This window comes from Anoxybacillus sp. P3H1B, from assembly GCF_001560855.1.
In the GTDB taxonomy this organism is placed as follows: Bacteria; Bacillota; Bacilli; order Bacillales; family Anoxybacillaceae; genus Anoxybacteroides; species Anoxybacteroides rupiense.
On sequence record NZ_LPUG01000029.1, the window covers coordinates 13954 to 34830 of the forward strand.

Annotated in this window: 15 protein-coding genes; 13 read left to right on the forward strand and 2 right to left on the reverse strand. The window is 41.0% G+C overall.

The features are described 5' to 3' along the window. Nucleotides 1-52: 52 nt before the first annotated feature. Both AT864_RS16490 and AT864_RS16495 read right to left on the reverse strand, forming a co-directional pair. A complete protein-coding gene (locus tag AT864_RS16490; protein ID WP_044742114.1) occupies nucleotides 53-688 on the reverse strand; it encodes a PspA/IM30 family protein in 636 nt (211 codons plus the stop codon). 18 nt (nucleotides 689-706) lie between these two features. Beyond that, entirely contained in the window at nucleotides 707-1057 is a 351-nt protein-coding gene (locus tag AT864_RS16495) for a hypothetical protein (protein ID WP_044742115.1), read from the reverse strand. 244 nt (nucleotides 1058-1301) lie between these two features. Between AT864_RS16495 and AT864_RS16500 the strand changes: the two genes are divergently transcribed. From AT864_RS16500 to AT864_RS16565, 13 genes are all read left to right on the forward strand, one after another. After that, nucleotides 1302-3200: a protoglobin domain-containing protein gene (locus tag AT864_RS16500; RefSeq protein WP_066150892.1), complete on the forward strand. Its 1899-nt coding sequence runs from the start codon at nucleotides 1302-1304 to the stop codon at nucleotides 3198-3200. A gap of 276 nt (nucleotides 3201-3476) precedes the next feature. Further along, entirely contained in the window at nucleotides 3477-5219 is a 1743-nt protein-coding gene (locus tag AT864_RS16505; protein ID WP_066150894.1) for a methyl-accepting chemotaxis protein, read from the forward strand. 414 nt (nucleotides 5220-5633) lie between these two features. After that, a complete protein-coding gene (locus tag AT864_RS16510) occupies nucleotides 5634-11600 on the forward strand; it encodes a DNRLRE domain-containing protein (RefSeq protein WP_066150897.1) in 5967 nt (1988 codons plus the stop codon). Between the two features lie 14 nt (nucleotides 11601-11614). After that, nucleotides 11615-11899, forward strand: a complete 285-nt coding sequence (locus AT864_RS16515; RefSeq protein WP_012573891.1) for a colicin immunity domain-containing protein — start codon at nucleotides 11615-11617, stop codon at nucleotides 11897-11899. A 780-nt stretch (nucleotides 11900-12679) separates the two neighbouring features. Next, nucleotides 12680-13531, forward strand: a complete 852-nt coding sequence (locus AT864_RS16520) for an RHS repeat-associated core domain-containing protein (RefSeq protein ID WP_066150900.1) — start codon at nucleotides 12680-12682, stop codon at nucleotides 13529-13531. A gap of 241 nt (nucleotides 13532-13772) precedes the next feature. Then, a complete protein-coding gene (locus tag AT864_RS16530) occupies nucleotides 13773-14723 on the forward strand; it encodes a hypothetical protein (RefSeq protein ID WP_027407958.1) in 951 nt (316 codons plus the stop codon). Between the two features lie 104 nt (nucleotides 14724-14827). After that, nucleotides 14828-16090 (forward strand): RHS repeat-associated core domain-containing protein, encoded by a 1263-nt coding sequence (locus tag AT864_RS16535; RefSeq protein ID WP_255357522.1) that lies wholly within the window; start codon nucleotides 14828-14830, stop codon nucleotides 16088-16090. Between the two features lie 2 nt (nucleotides 16091-16092). Then, nucleotides 16093-16527: a hypothetical protein gene (locus AT864_RS16540; RefSeq protein WP_066150908.1), complete on the forward strand. Its 435-nt coding sequence runs from the start codon at nucleotides 16093-16095 to the stop codon at nucleotides 16525-16527. Between the two features lie 478 nt (nucleotides 16528-17005). Next, on the forward strand, nucleotides 17006-17755 hold the full coding sequence (locus AT864_RS16545; protein ID WP_066150911.1) for an RHS repeat-associated core domain-containing protein: 750 nt from the start codon (nucleotides 17006-17008) through the stop codon (nucleotides 17753-17755). Nucleotides 17756-17783: 28 nt separating this feature from the next. After that, nucleotides 17784-18101 carry a hypothetical protein gene (locus tag AT864_RS16550; protein WP_066150914.1) on the forward strand — a complete coding sequence of 106 codons (318 nt, stop codon included), beginning with the start codon at nucleotides 17784-17786 and terminating at the stop codon, nucleotides 18099-18101. A gap of 105 nt (nucleotides 18102-18206) precedes the next feature. Further along, the gene (locus AT864_RS16555; RefSeq protein WP_066150917.1) at nucleotides 18207-18620 is read left to right on the forward strand and encodes a hypothetical protein; all 414 of its coding nucleotides are present in this window, start codon (nucleotides 18207-18209) and stop codon (nucleotides 18618-18620) included. A gap of 712 nt (nucleotides 18621-19332) precedes the next feature. Then, nucleotides 19333-20103, forward strand: coding sequence for an RHS repeat-associated core domain-containing protein (locus AT864_RS16560; protein ID WP_255357523.1), 771 nt, complete (start codon nucleotides 19333-19335; stop codon nucleotides 20101-20103). Nucleotides 20104-20183: 80 nt separating this feature from the next. After that, entirely contained in the window at nucleotides 20184-20759 is a 576-nt protein-coding gene (locus AT864_RS16565) for a DUF5050 domain-containing protein (protein ID WP_066150923.1), read from the forward strand. The last annotated feature ends 118 nt before the right edge of the window (nucleotides 20760-20877 follow it).

Consider the following 20877-nt stretch of genomic DNA (forward strand, 5'->3'; position numbering starts at 1 on the left):
TTTTTTTCCGGACTGTCCTTTATTTTTTGCAAGGAGTCCCGCTGCCATTCCATTAGTGGTTGTTTTCCGTTTCAAGCTGTTTTTCCAATTGTGCGATTCGCGCATCAATCGTATTTCGGTAATAGGATGAATGGACTTGCTGCTCCAAGCGCTCTAAGTATGATTCAATGTCCGAAAACACGGGGACGGACTTGCTCGAATAGCGATTTGCATCTAGAACTTGATTGATGCGATAGTGGGCATGCGCGAGGTTTTCCCGGCCCATTAATTCCATCCGTCTAATATGCATATCCTTTAGTTTATGCTTCATTTCTTCATATTTTTTTTCAAGCTCCATTAAATGTTGCTGCACGTTTTCATAGGAATGCTTTAACTGCGCAGCTCGCTCTTCATATTGTGTATGCTCTTGAGCGGCAAATTCAAATAATTCTGTTTCCCCGGCTTTAGAAGCGATTTCCGCTTGCTTTTGGCGCTTATCCGCCAACTGCTTGGCATGATGGTACTCACGCAAAAATTCTTCTTTTAATAAGTACTGACGTTCAATGAACTGACGAACCTTTTCTGTTTCTTGTTCGCATTGGCGCAAATATTGATTTAACATCGCAATCGGATTTTTCTTTTCTTTTTCATCAAGCAGCTCATGGAGATCAGCAGCAATCACATTTTTTATGCGAGAAAATAAACTCATATTTCTTCACTCCCTTGATTAATAATTTTTTTGCAGTTCATTCCATTGTTTTTCAAAATTCGCAAATGGATCTTCTGTTTCTTTCGGTGTATGCGAAGACTTGTTCCAGTTTTTATAAACAACATACAGAACATATGCTGCGACAATGGCAGCGATGGCTGGGGCATTCGCCACACTGATGGATAAGGCGATCAGGCCAAGCAGCGCCCAGCCAATCTTTGAACCTGCCGATTTTGCTTTTAAAAATTGTTTGAACGTGTAATAAAGAATGACAAGACTGAGCGCGAAGCCGACGAGCGGTCCTACGTTGGCGAACAGGACAATGGCCGCAATTCCTCCAGCTAGCAGCAGCCCGATTTTTCTCAACATGGTTCATCTCCTCCTTTCTTGTCTTTATCTTAGCTTTCTTTTTCTTTTTCCATCATGCTCCAGAGTTATATTTTCGGCTAAGACCTGAGATGTATTTTGATATACGGTCGCTATTGTTGAATGAAAGAAAGCAAATTTATGAGCATGCAGAAAAAATTCAGAATAAATTAAAAACCTTTTAAAGGAAAAGTATATTATAATCATCTATAGGGGGATTTTTTGGAATCCGGGGGGATTTTATAACATGCAAAGAATACGAACGACAGATAAAGAGAGAATGAAGCAGTTATACTATACAGGAGTGACGGAGGAAAAGCTGCAATATGTATATGAATATCGAAATATCCTGTTTGATCTCGTCGAACCGGTGGTGAATGAGCTGTACGATGATATCAAAAAGGTGGAAGTTTTGCGCGAGCTGATTCAGCAGCATTCGACGTTTGAGAGATTAAAAGAAACACAAAGGCGATATTTGCGCGAATGCTTTGAGGCGACCATTGATGATAGCTATATTCAGAAACGCTACACGATCGGACAAGTCCATTCGCGAATCGGGCTTAGTTTATCTTGGTATTTAGCTACATATACTCGCTATGCTGATATTTTATACAAATATATTTCACAGGTGCTTCCAGAACAAGCGACAACGATTTTGCTGACGATCCAGGCGATTTTTTCATTCGATATGCAGCTGACGCTTGAAGCATACAAGGCTTCGGAAGTGGACAAAGCTGCTCATCCGCTGCGCTGGGAGCTGGAGCGGCTACGGCAAATGAACGGGTTTACCAAAGCAGATTTGAAGCATTTGGAGCAGTTTAGCGGCTATATTTCTTTTTGCATTGACAGCATTATCGACCAGTTTGATCATGCCTTTACCTATCGCTTAGGGAGCGAGCCTTATTACAGCTTTATCGCGAAAGACAAGTATTTAGTGTATATTCGCAATTTTTTGTTGCAATTTTTTCAAGAAAAGGTGTATGAAGACCTTGAATCGTATTTTCTAATTATTCGGGATTGGAGCCGCCTGATCATTGAACGGGGATATCCGGAAAGCTTGTTCCATATTGCGGCTGAATCGGTATGCGAAGCGCTGAAAAAAGTATTTCTGACAAAGGAGTATTTGCATGATCGGCATATTGTCCAATATATTCATTCCTTTGAACGATTTTCCAAGTTTACATTGGCGATTATGAGTGAAATTATTCGTCCCTATTTATTTTTGCGCGATTTTGATTTTCTTGATATTTATGCTTATGAGATTAGCACGATTGATTTTGGAAGGCTGACATGGATTGATGATAAAATGCGGCGCCTCTTGCGCACGCTTGGAATTCATGAAGAAAATCCGATTGGCCGAAGATGCTACGAGCTGCTGCACAATCGAACCGTTCCTTGCTCAGGCTGCCCTATTCTGGAGCAGACAGATGAGCCGCTGCTTGTGACACTTCGCAACGACCAAGGGACTAGTTATTATAAAATCCGCTCTTTGCCGCAAACCAAAATTTTTGAGCTTTCGCGTGCGCTTTTGGTGATTCAGGATGTGACAAAAGAATCGAAAGTCATGTTTGACACGCTGGAGCGGCTGCTGCAATTGGCGGAGTATCGCGATGACGATACGAAGAACCATGTTCATCGGATTGGCAGGCTGTCAGGCATGCTCGCTCGTTTAGCTGGCTGCGATGAACAATTTGTTTCCCAGATCGAAATTGCTGCGAAATTTCATGATATTGGCAAGGTGGGCATCCCCGACTATATTTTAAATAAACCCGGCAAGTTGACGAAGGAAGAATGGGAATCAATGAAAACGCATGTTTTAATTGGACATCAGATTTTGGCCAATTTGGACTTGCCGGTGATTCAAATGGCGGCCAACATCGCCCGTACGCATCATGAATGGTGGAATGGCGAAGGATACCCAAACGGTTTAAAGGAAGAAGACATTCCGCTGGAAGGGCGAATTGTGGCCATTGTGGATGTGTTTGATGCTTTGTTATCGAAACGAATTTATAAGGATGCGTTTCCGCCTGAAAAAGTGAAGGAAATTTTATTGGATGGCCGCGGAAAGCAGTTTGATCCGAAGCTGATCGATTTATTTTTGGCGATGTGGAATGAATTTTTAATCGCGAGAGAACGCTTGCAATAAAGCGAACAGCATGCATGTTGTTCGCTTTATTGCTTTTTGAGCAAAGCTATGCCGCAGGTGTTTGCCTTATTTTCATCATAGGGTGAAGCTGTTGGACGATCGGCGGAAGGCGCATTTGTGGACGTGTTTTTTCATCAAAGTCCTTTACCAATACGATATTTTCCGTCTTTCATATGGAAAAAATTTATTGTGCCTTCCTCTACTATTCAACAATATTCGACATTTGTTATGATAAAGGTGATTTTCATCATAGATTAGCTTAAAGGGGATGACACAATGCCGCAAATCAAACGAAGCTTGGCGACTCGACTTTCATTATGGATGGCTGGCACGTTTGTCGCACTTACATTAGTGAATGCTTTCGTATTTTCGTATATTGTCCAGCAGGCGTCGAAACGCACAGTAGGGAGCTATGCTGCTGAACAAGCAAAAAATATTGCCGGCATGCTGGATACAGAGAAATATGCGTCATTTTTGCAGCAGCCAGCCGAGAATGATACATATTGGCAGTTAAGAGAGCAATTGAATGATATTCGGGAAAAAATCGGCGCATTGTACGTATATACGTTGCGCGTCGATGGACAAAAACTCTCCATCATGATTGACGGTCAACCGCCAGGCTCCGAGGTGGCATCGGCCATAGGCGATTCTACTTCTTCCACAACGTTAAAAGACATTGATGGAGCGTTAAATGGAAAAACAGATTATACGGATATCGTCCATGATCAACAGTATGGGGATTATTTATCAGCATTTGCACCGATTATGCATAACGGCAAGATGATTGGAGTGCTTGGTGTTGATTTGCCTGCAAACTATGTGGAGCAAACCATGTCTGCGGTGAAGGAACAAATTCACGGGCCGTTTCTTCTCGGGTCTGCTATGGTGGCGATTCTGATTAGCGCAGGAATCTTCCTATATTTGCGCCGCCGCTTCCGGCCGCTCACTCTATTAACAGCTGCATCGGAGCAGATGGCAGCAGGAAAACTGGGAGAAGCGCACCAGAAGATCCTCCAGCTTAGGGACAAAGGAAACGATGAATTGTTTGCTTTAATTCGCTCATTTAAAACGATGGTGGACCAAATGTCTCTTCTGATTGACAAAATCAAGCATAGCAATGATTGGATGGTGCAAGCGTCCAGCGAACTGCAATCGCATGCTGCTTTTACGGAAGAGCAAAATGAAAAAATGGTCAAAACAGCCGGCATTGTTCATTCTTATTCGCAGCAGCAGCTTGAAAGCATGAGGGAATCCAATGCGGCGATTCAAGAAATGGCGACTGGCATCCAGCGCGTCGCTCACTCTTCCTCTTTGCTTGCTGAATCGGCTGAAGAAATGAATCGCGATGTTCAAACAGGGGATCGTCATGTTGATCAAGCGATGCAGCAAATGGAAAGCATGTATGCCAAAATCAAGGAAACCGCGAACTGCATTCAACAATTATCGGAAGGAACAGATGAAATCAGCCATATTCTTGATGTGATTCGCGGTATTTCCGAGCAAACGAATCTTTTAGCGTTGAATGCGAGCATTGAGGCGGCCCGTGCTGGAGAAAGCGGCCGCGGATTTGCGGTGGTGGCCAATGAAGTTCGAAAGCTGGCTGAGCATTCAAAAAGCTCCGTTGATACAATCGGAAAGATGATGGACCGCTTCCGCATAACCACCGAACAAGCCGTTCAGCAGATGGAGCAAGGGGAACAGGAAGCAAACGCAGGCCGCGGCCAAGTGGCGGAAATTCGTTCGATTTTTGCCAACATCGTAACAAACGTGCAGAAAAACACAGATGAAGTTCAAGAATTATCCGCCATTGCTCAGCAGATGTCGGCAGGAACAGAAGAAATTGCCGCCGCCGTAGAGCACACGTTGTCAGCCGCAAGGGAAGTCAGCGGCTCGATCAGCACCATGGTCCAATCGGCCGAGCATCAAGGGCAGCTTGCTAAGCAACTTAGCGAGATGGCGCGCCGCATTCATGGGGTATCGGATGAGCTGCATGAACAGATCCGCCAATTCCGAGGATAAATTTAGCGAAACCCTCGCCCTTTCCTTGGAATCACGCACTTGCGCCCAACAAAATGGCCATGAGCTCCCGACTCAAGCCTAAAGCTTGGGTTGGGGGCTTTTATTAGTTTTGTTGAACAGCTGCCTCTAGCCAATCGCGGTACGTTGTATGGGGATAGAACAGGGTTTTGTTTTTTATTGTCTTTGAGTTGATACGATATTTTAAGAAAATGTAGTGGAGATCTTTAGTATGTAGATCCATATATAGGGCTATTTTCTTAAAATAAACGAAAATAGATTTAATTTCCCCTATTCTCCTTTTCTGTACAAGTGATTAAAATGATATTGTCCCAAATTTAGATGAAAAAGGAGGGATTCAGCTGATTGTTTGATCATTGATTTTTTTCAGTTTAGCAACGAATGAGGTGACAACAGATGAGGAAAAGGAAGTCTAAGTGGTATTCATTTATTTCTTATTTGCTTGCTTTTACAATGATGTTTTCAACGCTTGCTCCTTTTGTTCAAGCGGAGGAGAATGCGCCTCCAGCAGTGAACGCTTCTCCGACAGAAGCTCCAGAGAATGGTGAAGCGCCAATTTCCAATAATGAAGGGTCTTCGTCGTCTCCTTCCGCAAACGTCGAACAGGGGGATTCCATCCCTGCTTCTGATGCTGCTAATGAAACGTCAGAAGCAGGGTCTCCAAGCTTTTCGAATGATAACCAAAATATCGTCTCTGCCAATGATCCTTATCCGAAAGAAAAGGAAATCCCGGCTCTCCGGACGGAAACAGCGAAGGTCTATGAAAATTCGGATGGAACGTATACCGCAGAAGTATTTGCAGAGCCGATTCACTTTAAGAAAAACGGCCAATGGGTAGATATTGATAACACACTGGTTGAAAACTCACAGCAGGAATTCGAAAACAAAGCGAATCAATTTAAGGTGAAATTTTCTAAAAAACCGAAACAAAATCGCCGAGCAAGATTATTTACGTATGAAATCGCTGGCCATCAAGTGGCGGTAGAGCTATCGGATGATGACGCTTCAGCAACAAAAGTATTCAGGGGAATCAAGGATGTAGCGGGAACACTCCAAAAGGATCGCATCCAATATAAGCAGATCTATCCTGGAGTGACTTTTGATTATACTTTAGACGGAACAAAGGTTAAGGAAAATATTATTCTCGATTCCTATCAAGGCAATAACCGTTTTACATTTCATATTAAAGCTCAAGGGCTAAAGGCTGAAAAGCAAGCGTCTGGTATCATCGAATTCACAGACGCCAAAACAGGAGAATTTTTATTTTATATCCAGCGCCCATACATGTACGATTCATCAAAAGAAGGAAACGTGTCAGAACAAGTCACCCAAGAGGTGACACCTGTCGACGATGGATTTATTCTCACTGTCACAGCAGATGAAGCGTATTTAAAAGATCCGAAGCGCGTATATCCCGTCGTCATTGACCCTTGGATCGACGTGTTCCAAGCGCAGGATACGTTTGTGGCCAGTGCCGCTGCTTCTAATAGTTACAGCAATCTAAACTATTTGTCCATCGGTAAGGATTCAACTCTTGGAAAAACGCGTACCTATCTAAAGTGGCCGACATTACCGAATATTCCAAATGCAAAAGTAACTGCGGCTAGTATCGGAGTATATCAGTATAGTCCTGATTCCAGCTCACCACCATCCGGTCCCGCTATTTCTATATATCGGGTGACAAGTGCATTTAATACCTCTACCCTCACTTGGGGCACACAACCAAGCTTTGATCCAACGCCGATCTATACGAAATCGGAAACGAAAAATGCGTATAACTATTTTACCGTTTCGGATTTAGTCAAAGGCTGGTATGACGGAACCTATGCAAACTATGGGGTTGTCTTAAAAACGGATGATGCACAGGAGGCGACAGCCACTCAAAAATTGTTCCGTTCCACCGAATGGAATAGTTCAGATGGAACACCATACGGAAAACCAAAACTTGTGATCGCTTATCGTTCAAAGAAGTTATTGGGGATTACCGATTACTGGACGTATACACCGGACTTGTTTAACGGTGAAGGAATCGCCGTTGTAAACGTGATTAACGGGAATATGGTATATGACATCCCGATTTTATCGCTTCTTGGAAGAACGGATGCCTTCAACTTAAAAATGGTGTACAACAGCCGTTCGGACTTTGAAGATGTATATGGATACCGATGGACTTTTAGCGCGCAACGGAAACTGATTCCAAACAGCGACAAGACGATTGTGGAGTATATTGATGAAAACGGCACACATTATCATTTTAATAAACAACAGTACGATACAGGCACGGCGTACTCCGCGCCGGAAGGAACATTCTTTGAATTTAACAGCACGGCGGATGGAGGATACACGCTCAAAGAACCAGACGAAACGCTCTATTATTTTGACTCGAAAGGCCGGAATACGAAAGTCGTTGACGAAAAAGGCAATACGATTTTGTACACATTTAATGGAACGACCAATCAAATCACGAAAATTAGTGAGCGGTACGGCTCGGAAACGACGGGGCGCGACCTTTCTCTAGCGTACGACCCAACAACAGGGTTGTTACAAAAAATCACGGATTTCCGAGGAACGGAAACAACGTTTACGTATGATAGCATGAATGGACATAACCGTTTGCGAACGATTACGTATGCGGCAAACAGGCCAGAGCGAAAAACAATCACGTTTGATTACAATAACAATCAGTTAATCGCGATTACGGACGGAAACGGAAATAAAGGGAAATTTGAGTATGATGATCAGAATCGAGTGAGCAAAGTTATTGATCCACGTTCCGATACCATCTTTGCGCAGCTCGATTACCCTTCGGTTAATGAAACGGTGTTTACCGATGCCAATGGCAGTAAAACGTACTATCAAAGTAATATTGACCAAGATTTGGCCACTGTCAATGTTGTGAAAATTATTGAAGACTACCAAGGGCAGCATCCATCTGAGACAAAATATGAATGGAAAAATAACGAAATTACGAAAGTTATTGAACCTAACAAAGATACAGGAGATGCCAGTGGTCCAACAACTTCATCCGACTATGACGACAAAGGAAATTTAACGAAAAATGTTGCACCAGATGGTGAGGCTGTAACCAATCATTACGACAGCAAATCCAATTTAATGGATTCGACTACAAGTTCTGGTCTGTCCGAGCAAAACGTATACGACAGTGTCAGCAATCTATTATTCTCGACGAACCATGTAGGATTAACCGATTACTTTACCTACGATCGTTACGGAAATACTGTGTCGTCGGTGACTTCATCGTCGCTCGCTGCCAATCCGATAATCAATAGCAACTTTGAATTTGTTGGAACGAACAACCTGCCGACAGGCTGGGCGATTCGTGCAGGAAGTGAATATTCGATCAGCTCCGACCATGTATTTGGCACTCAATCAGCGAAAATTACGCTGATGGGAACCGAAGGGTCGCGTTATTACTATCAAGATGTACCGATTAGCACGACGCTAGCAGACAAGACGTATACAATCTCTGGATATATTAAAACAACGAATGTTACGGGATCAGGAGCACGAATCCGAATTTATTTTAAAGACAGTAACAACCAATATATTAAAGACAATTCAGGAAATACCATTGTATATGGAAGCCCTTATGTTACAGGAACAAGAGATTGGCTGCCGGTTTCGTATACGTTTACGGCCCCAAGCAATACCGCGTACATTCATATCGAATGTATCTTTACAGGAGCGGGAACGGCTTATTTTGACGGCATTCAGTTGGATTCTGGTACGACAGTGACCGAATATGCTTCGAATGAAAATGTCGGCATGACAGCAGGAAGCGGATCCGCGCTTGATAGTTGGACGCTAAACGCATTCGGCACGGGAGACGGTCGGACAACCGAGCGAAAAAAGGCTGGGCAATATTCCGTCAAAATCAACGGTGTCAGCAATGCGAGCCGTTATGTCGGACAGCAGGTTTCCGTCAGTGGGAAAAAAGGTGACCCGCTCACATTGTCCGGCTGGGCATATGTAGAAAATCCAAACACGACAGGTACTTTTGCATTGCAGTTGACGTTCGCGTATACGGATGGAACAACGGGAACGTTTACGATTCCGTTCGATAAAACATTGACGGACCAATGGCAATTTGTGAAAAAAACGTTCCGGGCGGCCAAAGATTTTAATCAAGCAAAAATTTATGGAATTTATAACAACCAATCCGGTACGGTCTATTTTGACAATATGAAGCTCGAAGAACGGGCTTCAACTTCGACCACGACGTATAGTGCGGATGGCAATTTTGTCACAGCGGAGACAAATGCACTGAACCAAACGACATCGTACGGTTACGATGCGAATGGAAACCAGACATCCGTCACAACATCAGCTGGACGAAACACGACATACACTTACACTTATTTGGATCAACTAAAATCTGTGACAATGGTCGATCCATCAGGACAGCAAAATATTACGACCCAGTATACGTACGATACACAAGGGAATTTAAAAACACGGATCGATCCGAGAAACAACATCACGACGTTTAATTATAACGCGATCAACCTATTGACACAGGAACAAGACCCCTTAGGCAAATTCATTCGCTACGATTATGATAATGCCGGGAACTTAAAGTCGGTCGAACAAGGAAAAGATACAACGGTTCTTGCTAAGCAAGAATTCAAATACGACAGCAAAAACCAATTAACTGAAAAATGGGTCAACGGCCAGAAAGTCGCTTCGTATACGTACGATTATGCAGGAAATGTGACGAGCATTGACGCAAACGGCCAAACGTACTCGTTCACGTATGACACGTACAACCGCTTGAAGACGTCTCAAGAACCGAGCGGGTACCAGCTGCAAAACAACTATGTGACAGATGAGAACAGCTCATCGAACGGGCTGCGCAGTTCCTATGTGGAAACGACTGGCGGCCATTCATATACCACGACATTTGGATACGACGTCTTACAGCGTCTAGCGTCCATTCAAGTGCCGACGGGCCAAACGACCGAGTTTTACTACAATGAAAAAGGCCTGCCAATCCGTACAAGTTTGAAAAATAGCGCCAATACGTCTTCCTTCAATGTTTATTCATCCTATGATGATGGGGGACGATTAACCGCCCAGCGCGTCATCGGCGGCGACGCGTTGGATTTGACGTACGGATACGATGCGGATAGCAATATCGTGACGTACTTTGACGGCGCAAATACGCATACGTTTACGTACGATTTCTCCAACCGTTTGAAGTCATGGACGTATCAAGGCAACACCGTTCAATACGACTACGATGCGGCGGGGAACTTGAAAAATCCGCATGGCAAGACGTTGACGTTTAATGCGGCCAACGAAGTCGAAGGGTTTACGTACGATGACGCCGGCAATCTTCTCAAGGACGACCGCTACCAATACACATGGGACGGGGAAGGGCGTCTTCTTTCAGTCAAAGACGTAAACGGCAACACGGTCGCCAGCTTCACGTATCGTCCAGACGGACTCAGAGAAACGAAAACGGTCAATGGTGTCACGTATCATTACCATTATGACGGCTCGGACTTAATCCGCGTTACGAATGACAACCGCCAAACCGTATGGGCGTTCACATGGGCGAATGGCAAGCCAAACACGGTCACAAACCAAAACGGTAACACGTTCTACTATGTGACGAACTATCGCGGCGATGTCGTCCGCATTGTCGACGAAAACGGCGCGACGGTCGCGAATTATAGCTACGACCCATGGGGCAAAGTCTTGTCGGTTTCGGAAAATGCCGCAATGACTGGACAACCGTTGGGGTATGCAGGATATTATTATGATAGGGAAACGAAGCTGTACTACTTGCAAGCCCGCTATTATGATCCGGAGACGGCGAGGTTTATCTCAAGAGATCCAGATCCGGGAGACAAAGACGATCCGATCACTCAAAATGCGTATACGTATGCGAATGATAATCCGGTGATGCTGGTGGATCCGGATGGAAATCGTGGATTAACCACATTGTATCGGACTGTTGCAGGTGCTCTCACATATGTTATGGTCAGCGGGGCAGTAGCAAAGAGTTTAGTTAAAAAAGCGGTAGGGAAAGTAGCAAAGAAGGTTTTACGTAAGGGTACGGGTAAAGTTACAAAAGGTGGATTGAACTTTACTAAAACTACTGCAAAGCATATGGATAATCCAGACAGAAGAGTTCCAGTGCAAATCCTACAACAAGCGATAAAGGGTAAAGGTTATAAAGACCCTAGAGGTTCAAATGCACGAATGTATTATACTATAATGTATAGAAATGGTAAGAAGTACAACTTAGAAGTTCTATATGATAAGAAAACAAATACCATCTTGCATTTTGAGTATGCTAGGAAAGCAATGGGGCCATTAAAGGCTATTCCTAAATAAAGGAGGGAAAATGCTTGGATATTGATTATTCAAAGAAGTTATATCAATTGATACAGGATTACTTAAATAAACAAATTGATACTGAGACTTTTTCAAATGATTTTACTGTAATTTATAATTTACATGTAGACTATGATAGTTTAAGTACTAAGGAACTTAAATTATTTGGTGAGTTATCAGAAATAACTAGTCGATTTTCACCTTTTGAAGAAGACCTTAAAAAATATAATTGTTACTTTAACGCAAATGATGTTGAAAAAAAAGCAAAAGAAGTTCTCAAAGAATTAAGTAAAAATTGAACCATAACTTTATATTGTTACAAAAGCCTTAGGAGATAAATTCTCTTAAGGCTTTTTACATGGAGGAGTGCCGAATAAAGCGCAAGAGCAACAACCTATACGCATAACCCTTGAAACTCCTGTATTGATAATTCTTAGGGTTAGATTGTACGCACAAAATCAGTTTGAAAAAGATGCTATATTTTATGATTTTCATCAACGATAAACGACTGAAAATTATCAGCTACCACCGTTTTTATCTCCTAAAACCTTACCTTTGCTTTCTCCTTGACTTTTGAAATTTTTTCGCAACTTTTTCTTCGCTACCACCGATTACTATAGCGAGAGGCTACTCCACCTCGATTAACTCCTGGATGTCGATGTTTAACACTTTGCACACTTTCTCCAATAACGAAACATTATCACCATGAGGCTGTGACCGCTAAATAAAACTGAACAGAATTCGACTGATTAAATTGAACAGTTTAGAAGCGTGCACTTTACATGGAGTGGCGTACATGATAGCCTCGTTTCATGCGGCTGATTCTTGTTGTTGCTCGCTTTTTAGGAAATATCTTGTACGCAGAGGCTCCATGTCAAGTGATAGGGATTACGCTGGAATTTCCAGAAAAGTGTTCACTCTTATTTAGCGAAAACTGTTCAATTTTTCTCGTCGGTTACAGAGGCCCTCTGCATGATAATTTTATATTAATTTTTTGTATATAAGATCAATATAAAAAGACGCCCTTTTGAAAAAATCTTTTTAATAAAGAGTTTTTATATGTGAAATGAAATTCTATCATGCTGACTCTGATTTCATCCATATTACTAACGACAACGACCAAACCGTATGGACGAGCGACAAACCAAAACGGTAACACGTTCTACTATGTGACGAACTACCGCGGCGATGTCGTCCGCATGGTCGATGAAAACGGCGCGACGGTCGCGAATTATAGCTATGATCCGTGGGGCAAAGTGCTTTCGGTTTCGGAAAATGCGGCAGTAGCTGGACAACCGTTAGGATATGCGGGATACTATTACGATAGAGAAACAAAATTGTACTACCTACAGGCACGTTATTACGATCCAGAGACGGCGCGGTTTATCTCAAGAGATCCAGATCCGGGGGACCAAGACGATCCGATCACTCAAAATGCGTATACGTATGCGAATGATAATCCAGTAATGATGATGGATCCTAATGGATATTTTGCTGTTGCCATTCCTGTAATTTATGCTGCCGCATTAGCGGTTCTAGGTGTTGGATTAGTTTATTATGCGGTTCAGACACTTGATGCTGTATCGAAACTAATTGAACAAAGTTTTGCTAGAGTAAAGAAAAGGCCGAAGTATAAATCTAAAACTGAATTACACCATATAGTTGCACAAAAGGCTGGAAAAGCAGAACCAGCTCGACGGATATTGGAGAAAGTTGGAATCGGCGTAAATGATAAAGAAAACTTAGTTAGGATCAAAACCGGGCTGCATAGAAGGCTGCATACAACAAAATATTACCAAGCAGTTAATACCATTATAGGTTCTGTTTATAATACAAAATATGGCCGAAAAGTGAACCGAAAGAGAGTTGTCGCTGCTCTTGAAGCAATTAGAACATGGTTAGAAGTGCAGAGTTTCCTCTCACCATTCTAAATTATAAATTTAAAATAACTTTTTAGGACATCGTTAACCACGGATTCTTAAGCATGGATGTGTAAATGGGGATTAACATAGAGAGTGAGTATGACTATAAACAGGGGAAAAGTGTCAGTAAAACGAAACCATTGCTCTATGTTAATCTCTATGTCCTTTATTGTTTAGATAAACATTATAACGAATTTGAAAATTTACATAAACATCCACTTAAATTTCTCATTGAAGGAGTAAACAAAATATGTTTCAAATGAAATTAATAAAAAAGCTAAAAACCTCCTATAGCATAAGACTATCGGGAGACAAACGATTTTTATGTCATAACATGAATAATAAGACAATCGTTTACGATATAACAACTTGGGAAAAAGTTGCCGAACTGAACAAACCGAATTATCCACAAGATATAAGATTTTCCTTAGACAATAACTATTTGTTAATTAAAAGTACGACAGGTACTATATGTGTTTATCGTACGGCAGATTTTCAATTAGTTAGAAAAGTACAATCCAAAAAATCTTTTAAGTTAGTGGAAGGAGATGTGAATTTCACTAAAGACCATCCCTTGATTCTTTCAGCTGTAGAAACCAATAATGGGCGACAAATTGGAGCGATTCATATTCATACAGGGGAGTATATGGTTCTTACAAAATTTAAGAATGACGATACACTTATTTACTATCATCAATTTGTAAGAGATCGGAATGAACATTTGTTTACATTAAGTTATGTAAATGAAATGGATTATAGAGAGAATAGAATTGTTAAATTAAAGGAACCTATTAATAAACAGCCCATTGAGTTAAAAAGTCATTCGGAAGTTCCTATCTGGGATTCTGTCGTTTTCGACCCTGTTCACGATGTTTATATTTTAGTAAACGACTATGAAGTCATATTAATGGATTCTGACTGTAAATCAGTTTTAAAGAAAGTACACATTGTTGGTAATCGTTTCACCGAGAGACAAATTGGTTTTTTCCGACACCTTCATCAATCCCAAGATGGAAGGTTTATTGTACTGACTTATAGTGAAAGTGTTGTGATTCTAAGATATGAAGATTTAAAAACGATATGGATTGAGAGTGTCCCATATGCGAGTTTTGCTGAATTTAGCAACGATGATCAATATTTGCTAGTTGGTACTTGGGAGTGCGGATACGTCTTTGAGAATAATTTGCCACAACGTTTTTAAAGTTAATATTTGCAAGTGTTATTTTTATTAGATAAGCACGTGTCGATTGATCACAACATAAGGGAAGATTAACTGGTTAGCGTGTCATCGGCGACGCGTTGGATTTGACGTACGGATACGATGCGGATGGCAATATCGTGACGTACTTTGACGGCGTGAACACGCATACGTTTACGTACGATTTTGCCAACCGTTTGAAGTCATGGACGTATCAAGGTAATACGGTTCAATACGACTATGACGCGTCCGGGAACTTGAAAAATCCGCACGGCAAGACGTTGACGTTTAATGCGGCCAACGAAATCGAAGGGTTCACATATGATGACGCCGGCAATCTTCTCAAGGACGACCGCTACCAATACACATGGGACGGAGAAGGGCGTCTTCTTTCAGTAAAAGACGTAAACGGCAACACGGTCGCCAGCTTCACGTATCGCCCAGATGGACGGAGAGAAACGAAAACGGTCAATGGCGTGACGTACCATTATCACTATGACGGCTCGGACTTAATCCGCATTACGAACGACAACGGTCAAACCGTATGGGCGTTTACGTGGGCGAATGGCAAGCCAAACACGGTCACAAACCAAAACGGTAACACGTTCTACTATGTGACGAACTACCGCGGCGATGTCGTGCGGATGGTCGATGAAAATGGAGCGACGGTCGCGAATTACAGCTATGACCCATGGGGCAAAGTGTTGTCGGTTTCGGAAAATGCGGCCGTTGCTGGACAACCGATAGGGTATGCAGGATACTATTATGATAGGGAAACGAAGCTGTACTACTTGCAAGCGCGGTATTATGATCCGGAGACGGCGAGGTTTCTTTCGAGAGATCCAGATCCGGGAGACAAAGACGATCCGATCACTCAAAATGCGTATACGTATGCGAATGACAATCCGGTGATGCTGGTGGATCCGGATGGGAATCGTGGATTAACCACATTGTATCGGACTGTTGCAGGTGCTCTCACATATGTTATAGTCAGCGGGGCAGTAGCAAAGAGTTTAGTTAAAAAAGCGGTAGGGAAAGTAGCAAAGAAGGTTTTACGTAAGGGTACGGGTAAAGTTAAGCTATTGCCTTCTTCTAAAGTACATGATGCAATAGGGAAACTTAACAGTAATCAGATAAAGCATATCATAAATGGAAGTAAAAAATCTAATCATCAATGGGAAAAACTTGTGCCTGATAAGAATTGGGGGAAAATAAAAGAAATTATCATCGATGTAATGCATAATGGTACAGATATACCTTATAAATCTGTTTCTTCTAGAGTTAAAATGGTTAATGGACAATTGGTACAGGTGACATACAAAAAACTACCTGATGGAACAATAAGAATATCTGATGCGTGGGTGAAATAACTATGAAGGAAAAGATAAAGCAATTAATAACATCGGGTGATTTTCAAAAAGCAAAAGAATATATTGGGAATGAAGATAGAAATACTTTAGAGCAAGTTATTCTTGAATTAGGATTTGATGAAGAGAGTATAAGTGCTTATTCATTTGTCTGTTATTTGATAAATAATAATGAGACTGCATATTATCATTACTTAGCTTCAGAGTTATTAAGTACTGCATTATGTCATTTACCAGACGCTTATGCAAGTGCATTATACCATGCTAAAAAAGCAGTTGAATTAAGCCCTGAAGATGTTAGCTTGAAAGAATATCTGTTGTTATTCCATGACATTCCAGAAAAGTTAATTAGTAAAGAAGAAGCTAGAGCAATTGCTCAAGAAATATTAAAGATAATGCCAAATAGCGAAGCTGCAAAAAATGTGTTACACAATGCATAAATTTAAAGACCTTGAAAGAGTATTATGGCTCTTTCAAGGTCTTTTTAGGGTGTGTAGTGCCAAATAACTCCCTTTGTAGTACAACAGATACAAATAACCCTTGAAACTCCTGCATGATACGCACAGGATGAGTTTGAAAAAGATGTCCAATTTTATATCAACAATAAACAACTGAAAAATCATCAGTTACTACCGTTTTTATCTCCCAAAAGCTTATCTTCGCTTTCTCCTTGCTTTTTGAAATTTTTTTCGCAACTTTTCCGCCCCTTATTCCGATTACTATAGCGGGAGGCTACTCCACCTCGATTAACTCCTGGATGTCGATGTTTAACACTTTGCACACTTTCTCCAATAACGAAACATTATCACCATGAGGCCCTCTGCATGATAATTTTATATTAATTTTGTGTGTATAAAATCAATATAAAAAGATACCCTTTTGAAAAAATCTTTTTAATAAAGAGTTTTTATATGTGAAATGAAATTCTATCATGCTGACTCTGATTTCATCCATATTACCAACGACAACGGCCAAATCGTATGGACGAGCGACAAACCGAATACGGTGAAGAACCAAAACGGCGATCCGCTCTATTATGCAGCGAACTATCGCGGCGATGTTGTCCGCATTGTCGATGAAAATGGAGCGACGGTCGCGAATTATAGCTACAACCCATGGGGCAAAGAGTTGTCTGTTTCCGAAGATACAGCTATTGCTGGACAACCGCTAGGGTATGCAGGATACTATTATGATAGAGAAACGAAGCTGTACTACTTGCAAGCCCGCTATTATGATCCAGAGACGGCGAGGTTTATCTCAAGAGATCCAGATCCGGGAGACAAAGACGATCCGATCACTCAAAATGCGTATACGTATGCGAATGATAATCCGGTGATGCTGGTGGATCCGGATGGAAACAAGTCAATTAATCCGTTAAACGATCTACTAAAAATAGTCACAGCGCTAACAGGTGCTATGTTTGCTTTACGTGAAGTAGGGATATACTTCATGAAAGTAAGCTGGCATGCTGCAGAAAGAATGATTGAAAGAAGAGTGGCATCTAAAATGATAGCCGCTGCTATAAAACATGGTAGAGTATATTATGATCCGTGGTATAGTTCGTATGTATATTATTACAACGGTCTAGCGGTTGTGGTTACCAAGAGTAAGGTGATAACAACTGTTTATTGGGGAAAACCTAAAAAAAGGTGGAGAAGAATAAAATAATATGTTCGAAAGGAAAGAGGAATGAGCTATGTTTTTAAAAAAACGTTGTAATCACCAAAGAGCCTATAAAGTAGAAGCGGATTTTGCTGATCCTATTTGGTGCGCAGATTGTAATTGGAACTTTGATATGGATGATTTACCGATTTCTGAGGAGTTAAAGACAGAATTTATAAAATGGATAGTAGAATATCAGAAGGAAGCTACATTACTAAAGGAACGTTCATCCCAATATTCACAAGAATTTATATTTAAGCATAATGATAAGGGAAGAAGATTAACAGCAAGATTAATAAAAGAACTAGGAGAGGATATCTCAATAGTTTTTATTCCTCTTTCTCAAATCTAAATTCCCCCCCCCAAGGAGTATGTATGGAACCCTTGGGGGAATATTTTACAGAGAAACTCAGTATTATAAGAGGTGTTTAGATAGAATAATGTGGAGGCGGTAAAAGTGGAAATTGTATTTCATATTATAAAGAATATAAATAGTGATTTATCCATGATTCGGCTATCAATACCTAGTGTGGTTGTTCACTTTTTAAAACAATATGAGTATCGTATTAATGTCGATTTGAGAAAAATACTGGGTATAAAGATTGATGATACTATTTATTTTTATGAAGAAGAGGTTCAAGAAATACGAGAGATTAGTAAAGCTTTACTTAATGAGCTTAAAAGAGGTAGTTTAGATCATGAGATTGTGGAATATAGACAACAATATGGCATGAGCGAAAATGATATTAGCAAAGAGGATTTAATAGAACTCGCATGGCACCTTTGCCATCTTTGTGATACGACTCTTAGTACTGAAAAATTGCTTATGGCATACGGACTGGCTTTTGATTGGATTTCTACTGAAGATTAAACAAACATTAATATTTTTTATGTTTTAGTGTACAGTAGGTAAAAAAGTGTTGAACGTATGATTAAGATCGGTGATTTTTCCCTGAAATCGCCGGTTTGAAATTTCCGAGAAGGAGGTGGTTCATCTGATGTTAGTCTAAAAATTGGACACGGAGAACAGGGAGATGATAATAAGCTTAATTATAATCGGTTCGAGGTGTCCAATCATGAAAAAGAGAACATTTGATCAAGAATACAAGATTCAGTGTGACCGCTAAATAAAACTGAACAGAATTCGATTGATTAAATTGAACAGTTTTTTACCAGTTAGAAGCGTGCACTTTACATGGAGTGGCGTACATGATAGCCTCGTTTCATGCGGCTGATTCTTGTTGTTGTTCGCTTTTTAGGAAATATCTTGTACGCAGAGGCTCCATGTCAAGTGATAGGGATTACGCTGGAATTTCCAGAAAAGTGTTCACTCTTATTTAGCGAAAACTGTTCAATTTTTCTCGTCGGTTACATTTGACTCAAGAATTTTGATTAATTCTTGAGTTTTTTTATTTATTTGGGCTAGGTTGGGGGAATATAGCTATAACGGTTCTGATTTTATCCGCATCACAGATGACAACGGCCAAACCGTATGGGCGTTCACATGGGCGAATGGAAAGCCAAATACGGTGACGAATGCGAATGGCGATACATTCTACTACGTCACGAACTATCGCGGCGATGTGGTTCGCATTATTGATGAGAACGGTGCGACGGTCGCGAATTATAGCTACGACCCATGGGGCAAAGTGTTGTCAGTTTTGGAAAATGCGGCCGTGACTGGACAGCCGATAGGGTATGCAGGATATTATTATGATAGGGAAACGAAGCTGTACTACTTGCAAGCGCGGTATTATGATCCGGAGACGGCGAGGTTTCTTTCGAGGGATACATTCTCGGGGCACGACACTAGACCATTAACTCAAAATTTATATCTCTATTGTGAGAGTAACCCTGTAATGTATTATGATCCTGATGGCAACGATGCTATTTGGATAACAGCTAAGAATGGTGCACATGGTTTTGGGCACACATCTCTCCTTATTCAAAGAAAGGATGGTTCTTGGTATTATTTTTACTGGGGAGGACGTGGTGGCAAACCTCATGGTACTGCAGAAGTTTATTTGTGTAAGGTTCCTAGTGGAAATGTAAAAGATCTTGGAAAGCTGAACAAATGGCTTAAAGACAATGGGTTGCTAGGCGGCAAATATACAAGTGCAGTCTATATTAAGGGGAATTTCGAAGGATCATACTCATATGCCAAAAAGTTACTTAAGCCTTCAGAGAAGTACGATGTTTTTTATAATAACTGCATGCAAAAATCCGCTGAAGTACTAGCCAGAGGCACACGTAAGGGGAAACCAATATTAAGCGATTTCCAAGTAGACACATTAAAAAGGATAAGAATCCCTAGGCTAGCTGATGATGTAATTCGTGGTTGGAAGGACTGGTGAGCTGATTTCATGGCTTTTGGTAGGGGAGCTTGGAGTGGCACGACTCCCCGCCATTTAATAAATTTGATAGGAGGTTCCCAATGAGGCGTATTTTTTATACTATTTTAATTTTTGGGGTTGTATTTCATTTAATGGGATGTACTCCTGAGCATGGAGATGGAACTATCGTGAAAAATAGAAATCAAGAAGGTAATTCAACAGGTAATATAAACAATTATGCGTTTGTGGCTGAACAAGATGATTGGATATTTTTCACAAATTCTGCAGACCCGCATATTCCGCTACTAGATTTACGAAATGGTCTCTTCAAAATGGAAAAAAACGGTAAACAAGCAACGAGAATTAATAGAGATTTACCGTCCTATATAAACGTTGTCGACGAGTGGATCTATTATACGGTTGATACAGGATTATCGAGACCAAATAGCAAACTGTATAGGGTAAAAATAGACGGTTCTCAAAAACAACGGCTGTCTAACGATGATGTAAGTGATGTTCATGTTGTTGGCGACGATATTTATTATGTAAATCTCTCTGACCATAATCATCTTTATAAAATGAAAACAGATGGGAGTAATAAAAGAAAATTGAACAACCATAATTCTAGCTCAATAAATATAGTGGGCCGTTGGATTTATTATATACATTATCACTAGCGTTGCATTAATTTAATTCGAAAATTCCGAATTGAAAAAAGTCCATAAAAAATCCTTTATAATGGATGGTACAGGTGGTCCCTGTCCAAATCCAATATAAAGGATGAAGCCTATGGAC

What these genes read in the sequence shown, in the direction of transcription:
- AT864_RS16490 (WP_044742114.1), bottom strand. Translation starts at nt 688, where the DNA reads ATGAGTTTATTTTCTCGCATAAAAAATGTGATTGCTGCTGATCTCCAT.
- AT864_RS16495 (WP_044742115.1), bottom strand. Translation starts at nt 1,057, where the DNA reads ATGTTGAGAAAAATCGGGCTGCTGCTAGCTGGAGGAATTGCGGCCATT.
- AT864_RS16500 (WP_066150892.1), top strand. Translation starts at nt 1,302, where the DNA reads ATGCAAAGAATACGAACGACAGATAAAGAGAGAATGAAGCAGTTATAC.
- AT864_RS16505 (WP_066150894.1), top strand. Translation starts at nt 3,477, where the DNA reads ATGCCGCAAATCAAACGAAGCTTGGCGACTCGACTTTCATTATGGATG.
- AT864_RS16510 (WP_066150897.1), top strand. Translation starts at nt 5,634, where the DNA reads ATGAGGAAAAGGAAGTCTAAGTGGTATTCATTTATTTCTTATTTGCTT.
- AT864_RS16520 (WP_066150900.1), top strand. Translation starts at nt 12,680, where the DNA reads ATGCTGACTCTGATTTCATCCATATTACTAACGACAACGACCAAACCG.
- AT864_RS16530 (WP_027407958.1), top strand. Translation starts at nt 13,773, where the DNA reads ATGTTTCAAATGAAATTAATAAAAAAGCTAAAAACCTCCTATAGCATA.
- AT864_RS16540 (WP_066150908.1), top strand. Translation starts at nt 16,093, where the DNA reads ATGAAGGAAAAGATAAAGCAATTAATAACATCGGGTGATTTTCAAAAA.
- AT864_RS16545 (WP_066150911.1), top strand. Translation starts at nt 17,006, where the DNA reads ATGAAATTCTATCATGCTGACTCTGATTTCATCCATATTACCAACGAC.
- AT864_RS16550 (WP_066150914.1), top strand. Translation starts at nt 17,784, where the DNA reads ATGTTTTTAAAAAAACGTTGTAATCACCAAAGAGCCTATAAAGTAGAA.
- AT864_RS16565 (WP_066150923.1), top strand. Translation starts at nt 20,184, where the DNA reads ATGAGGCGTATTTTTTATACTATTTTAATTTTTGGGGTTGTATTTCAT.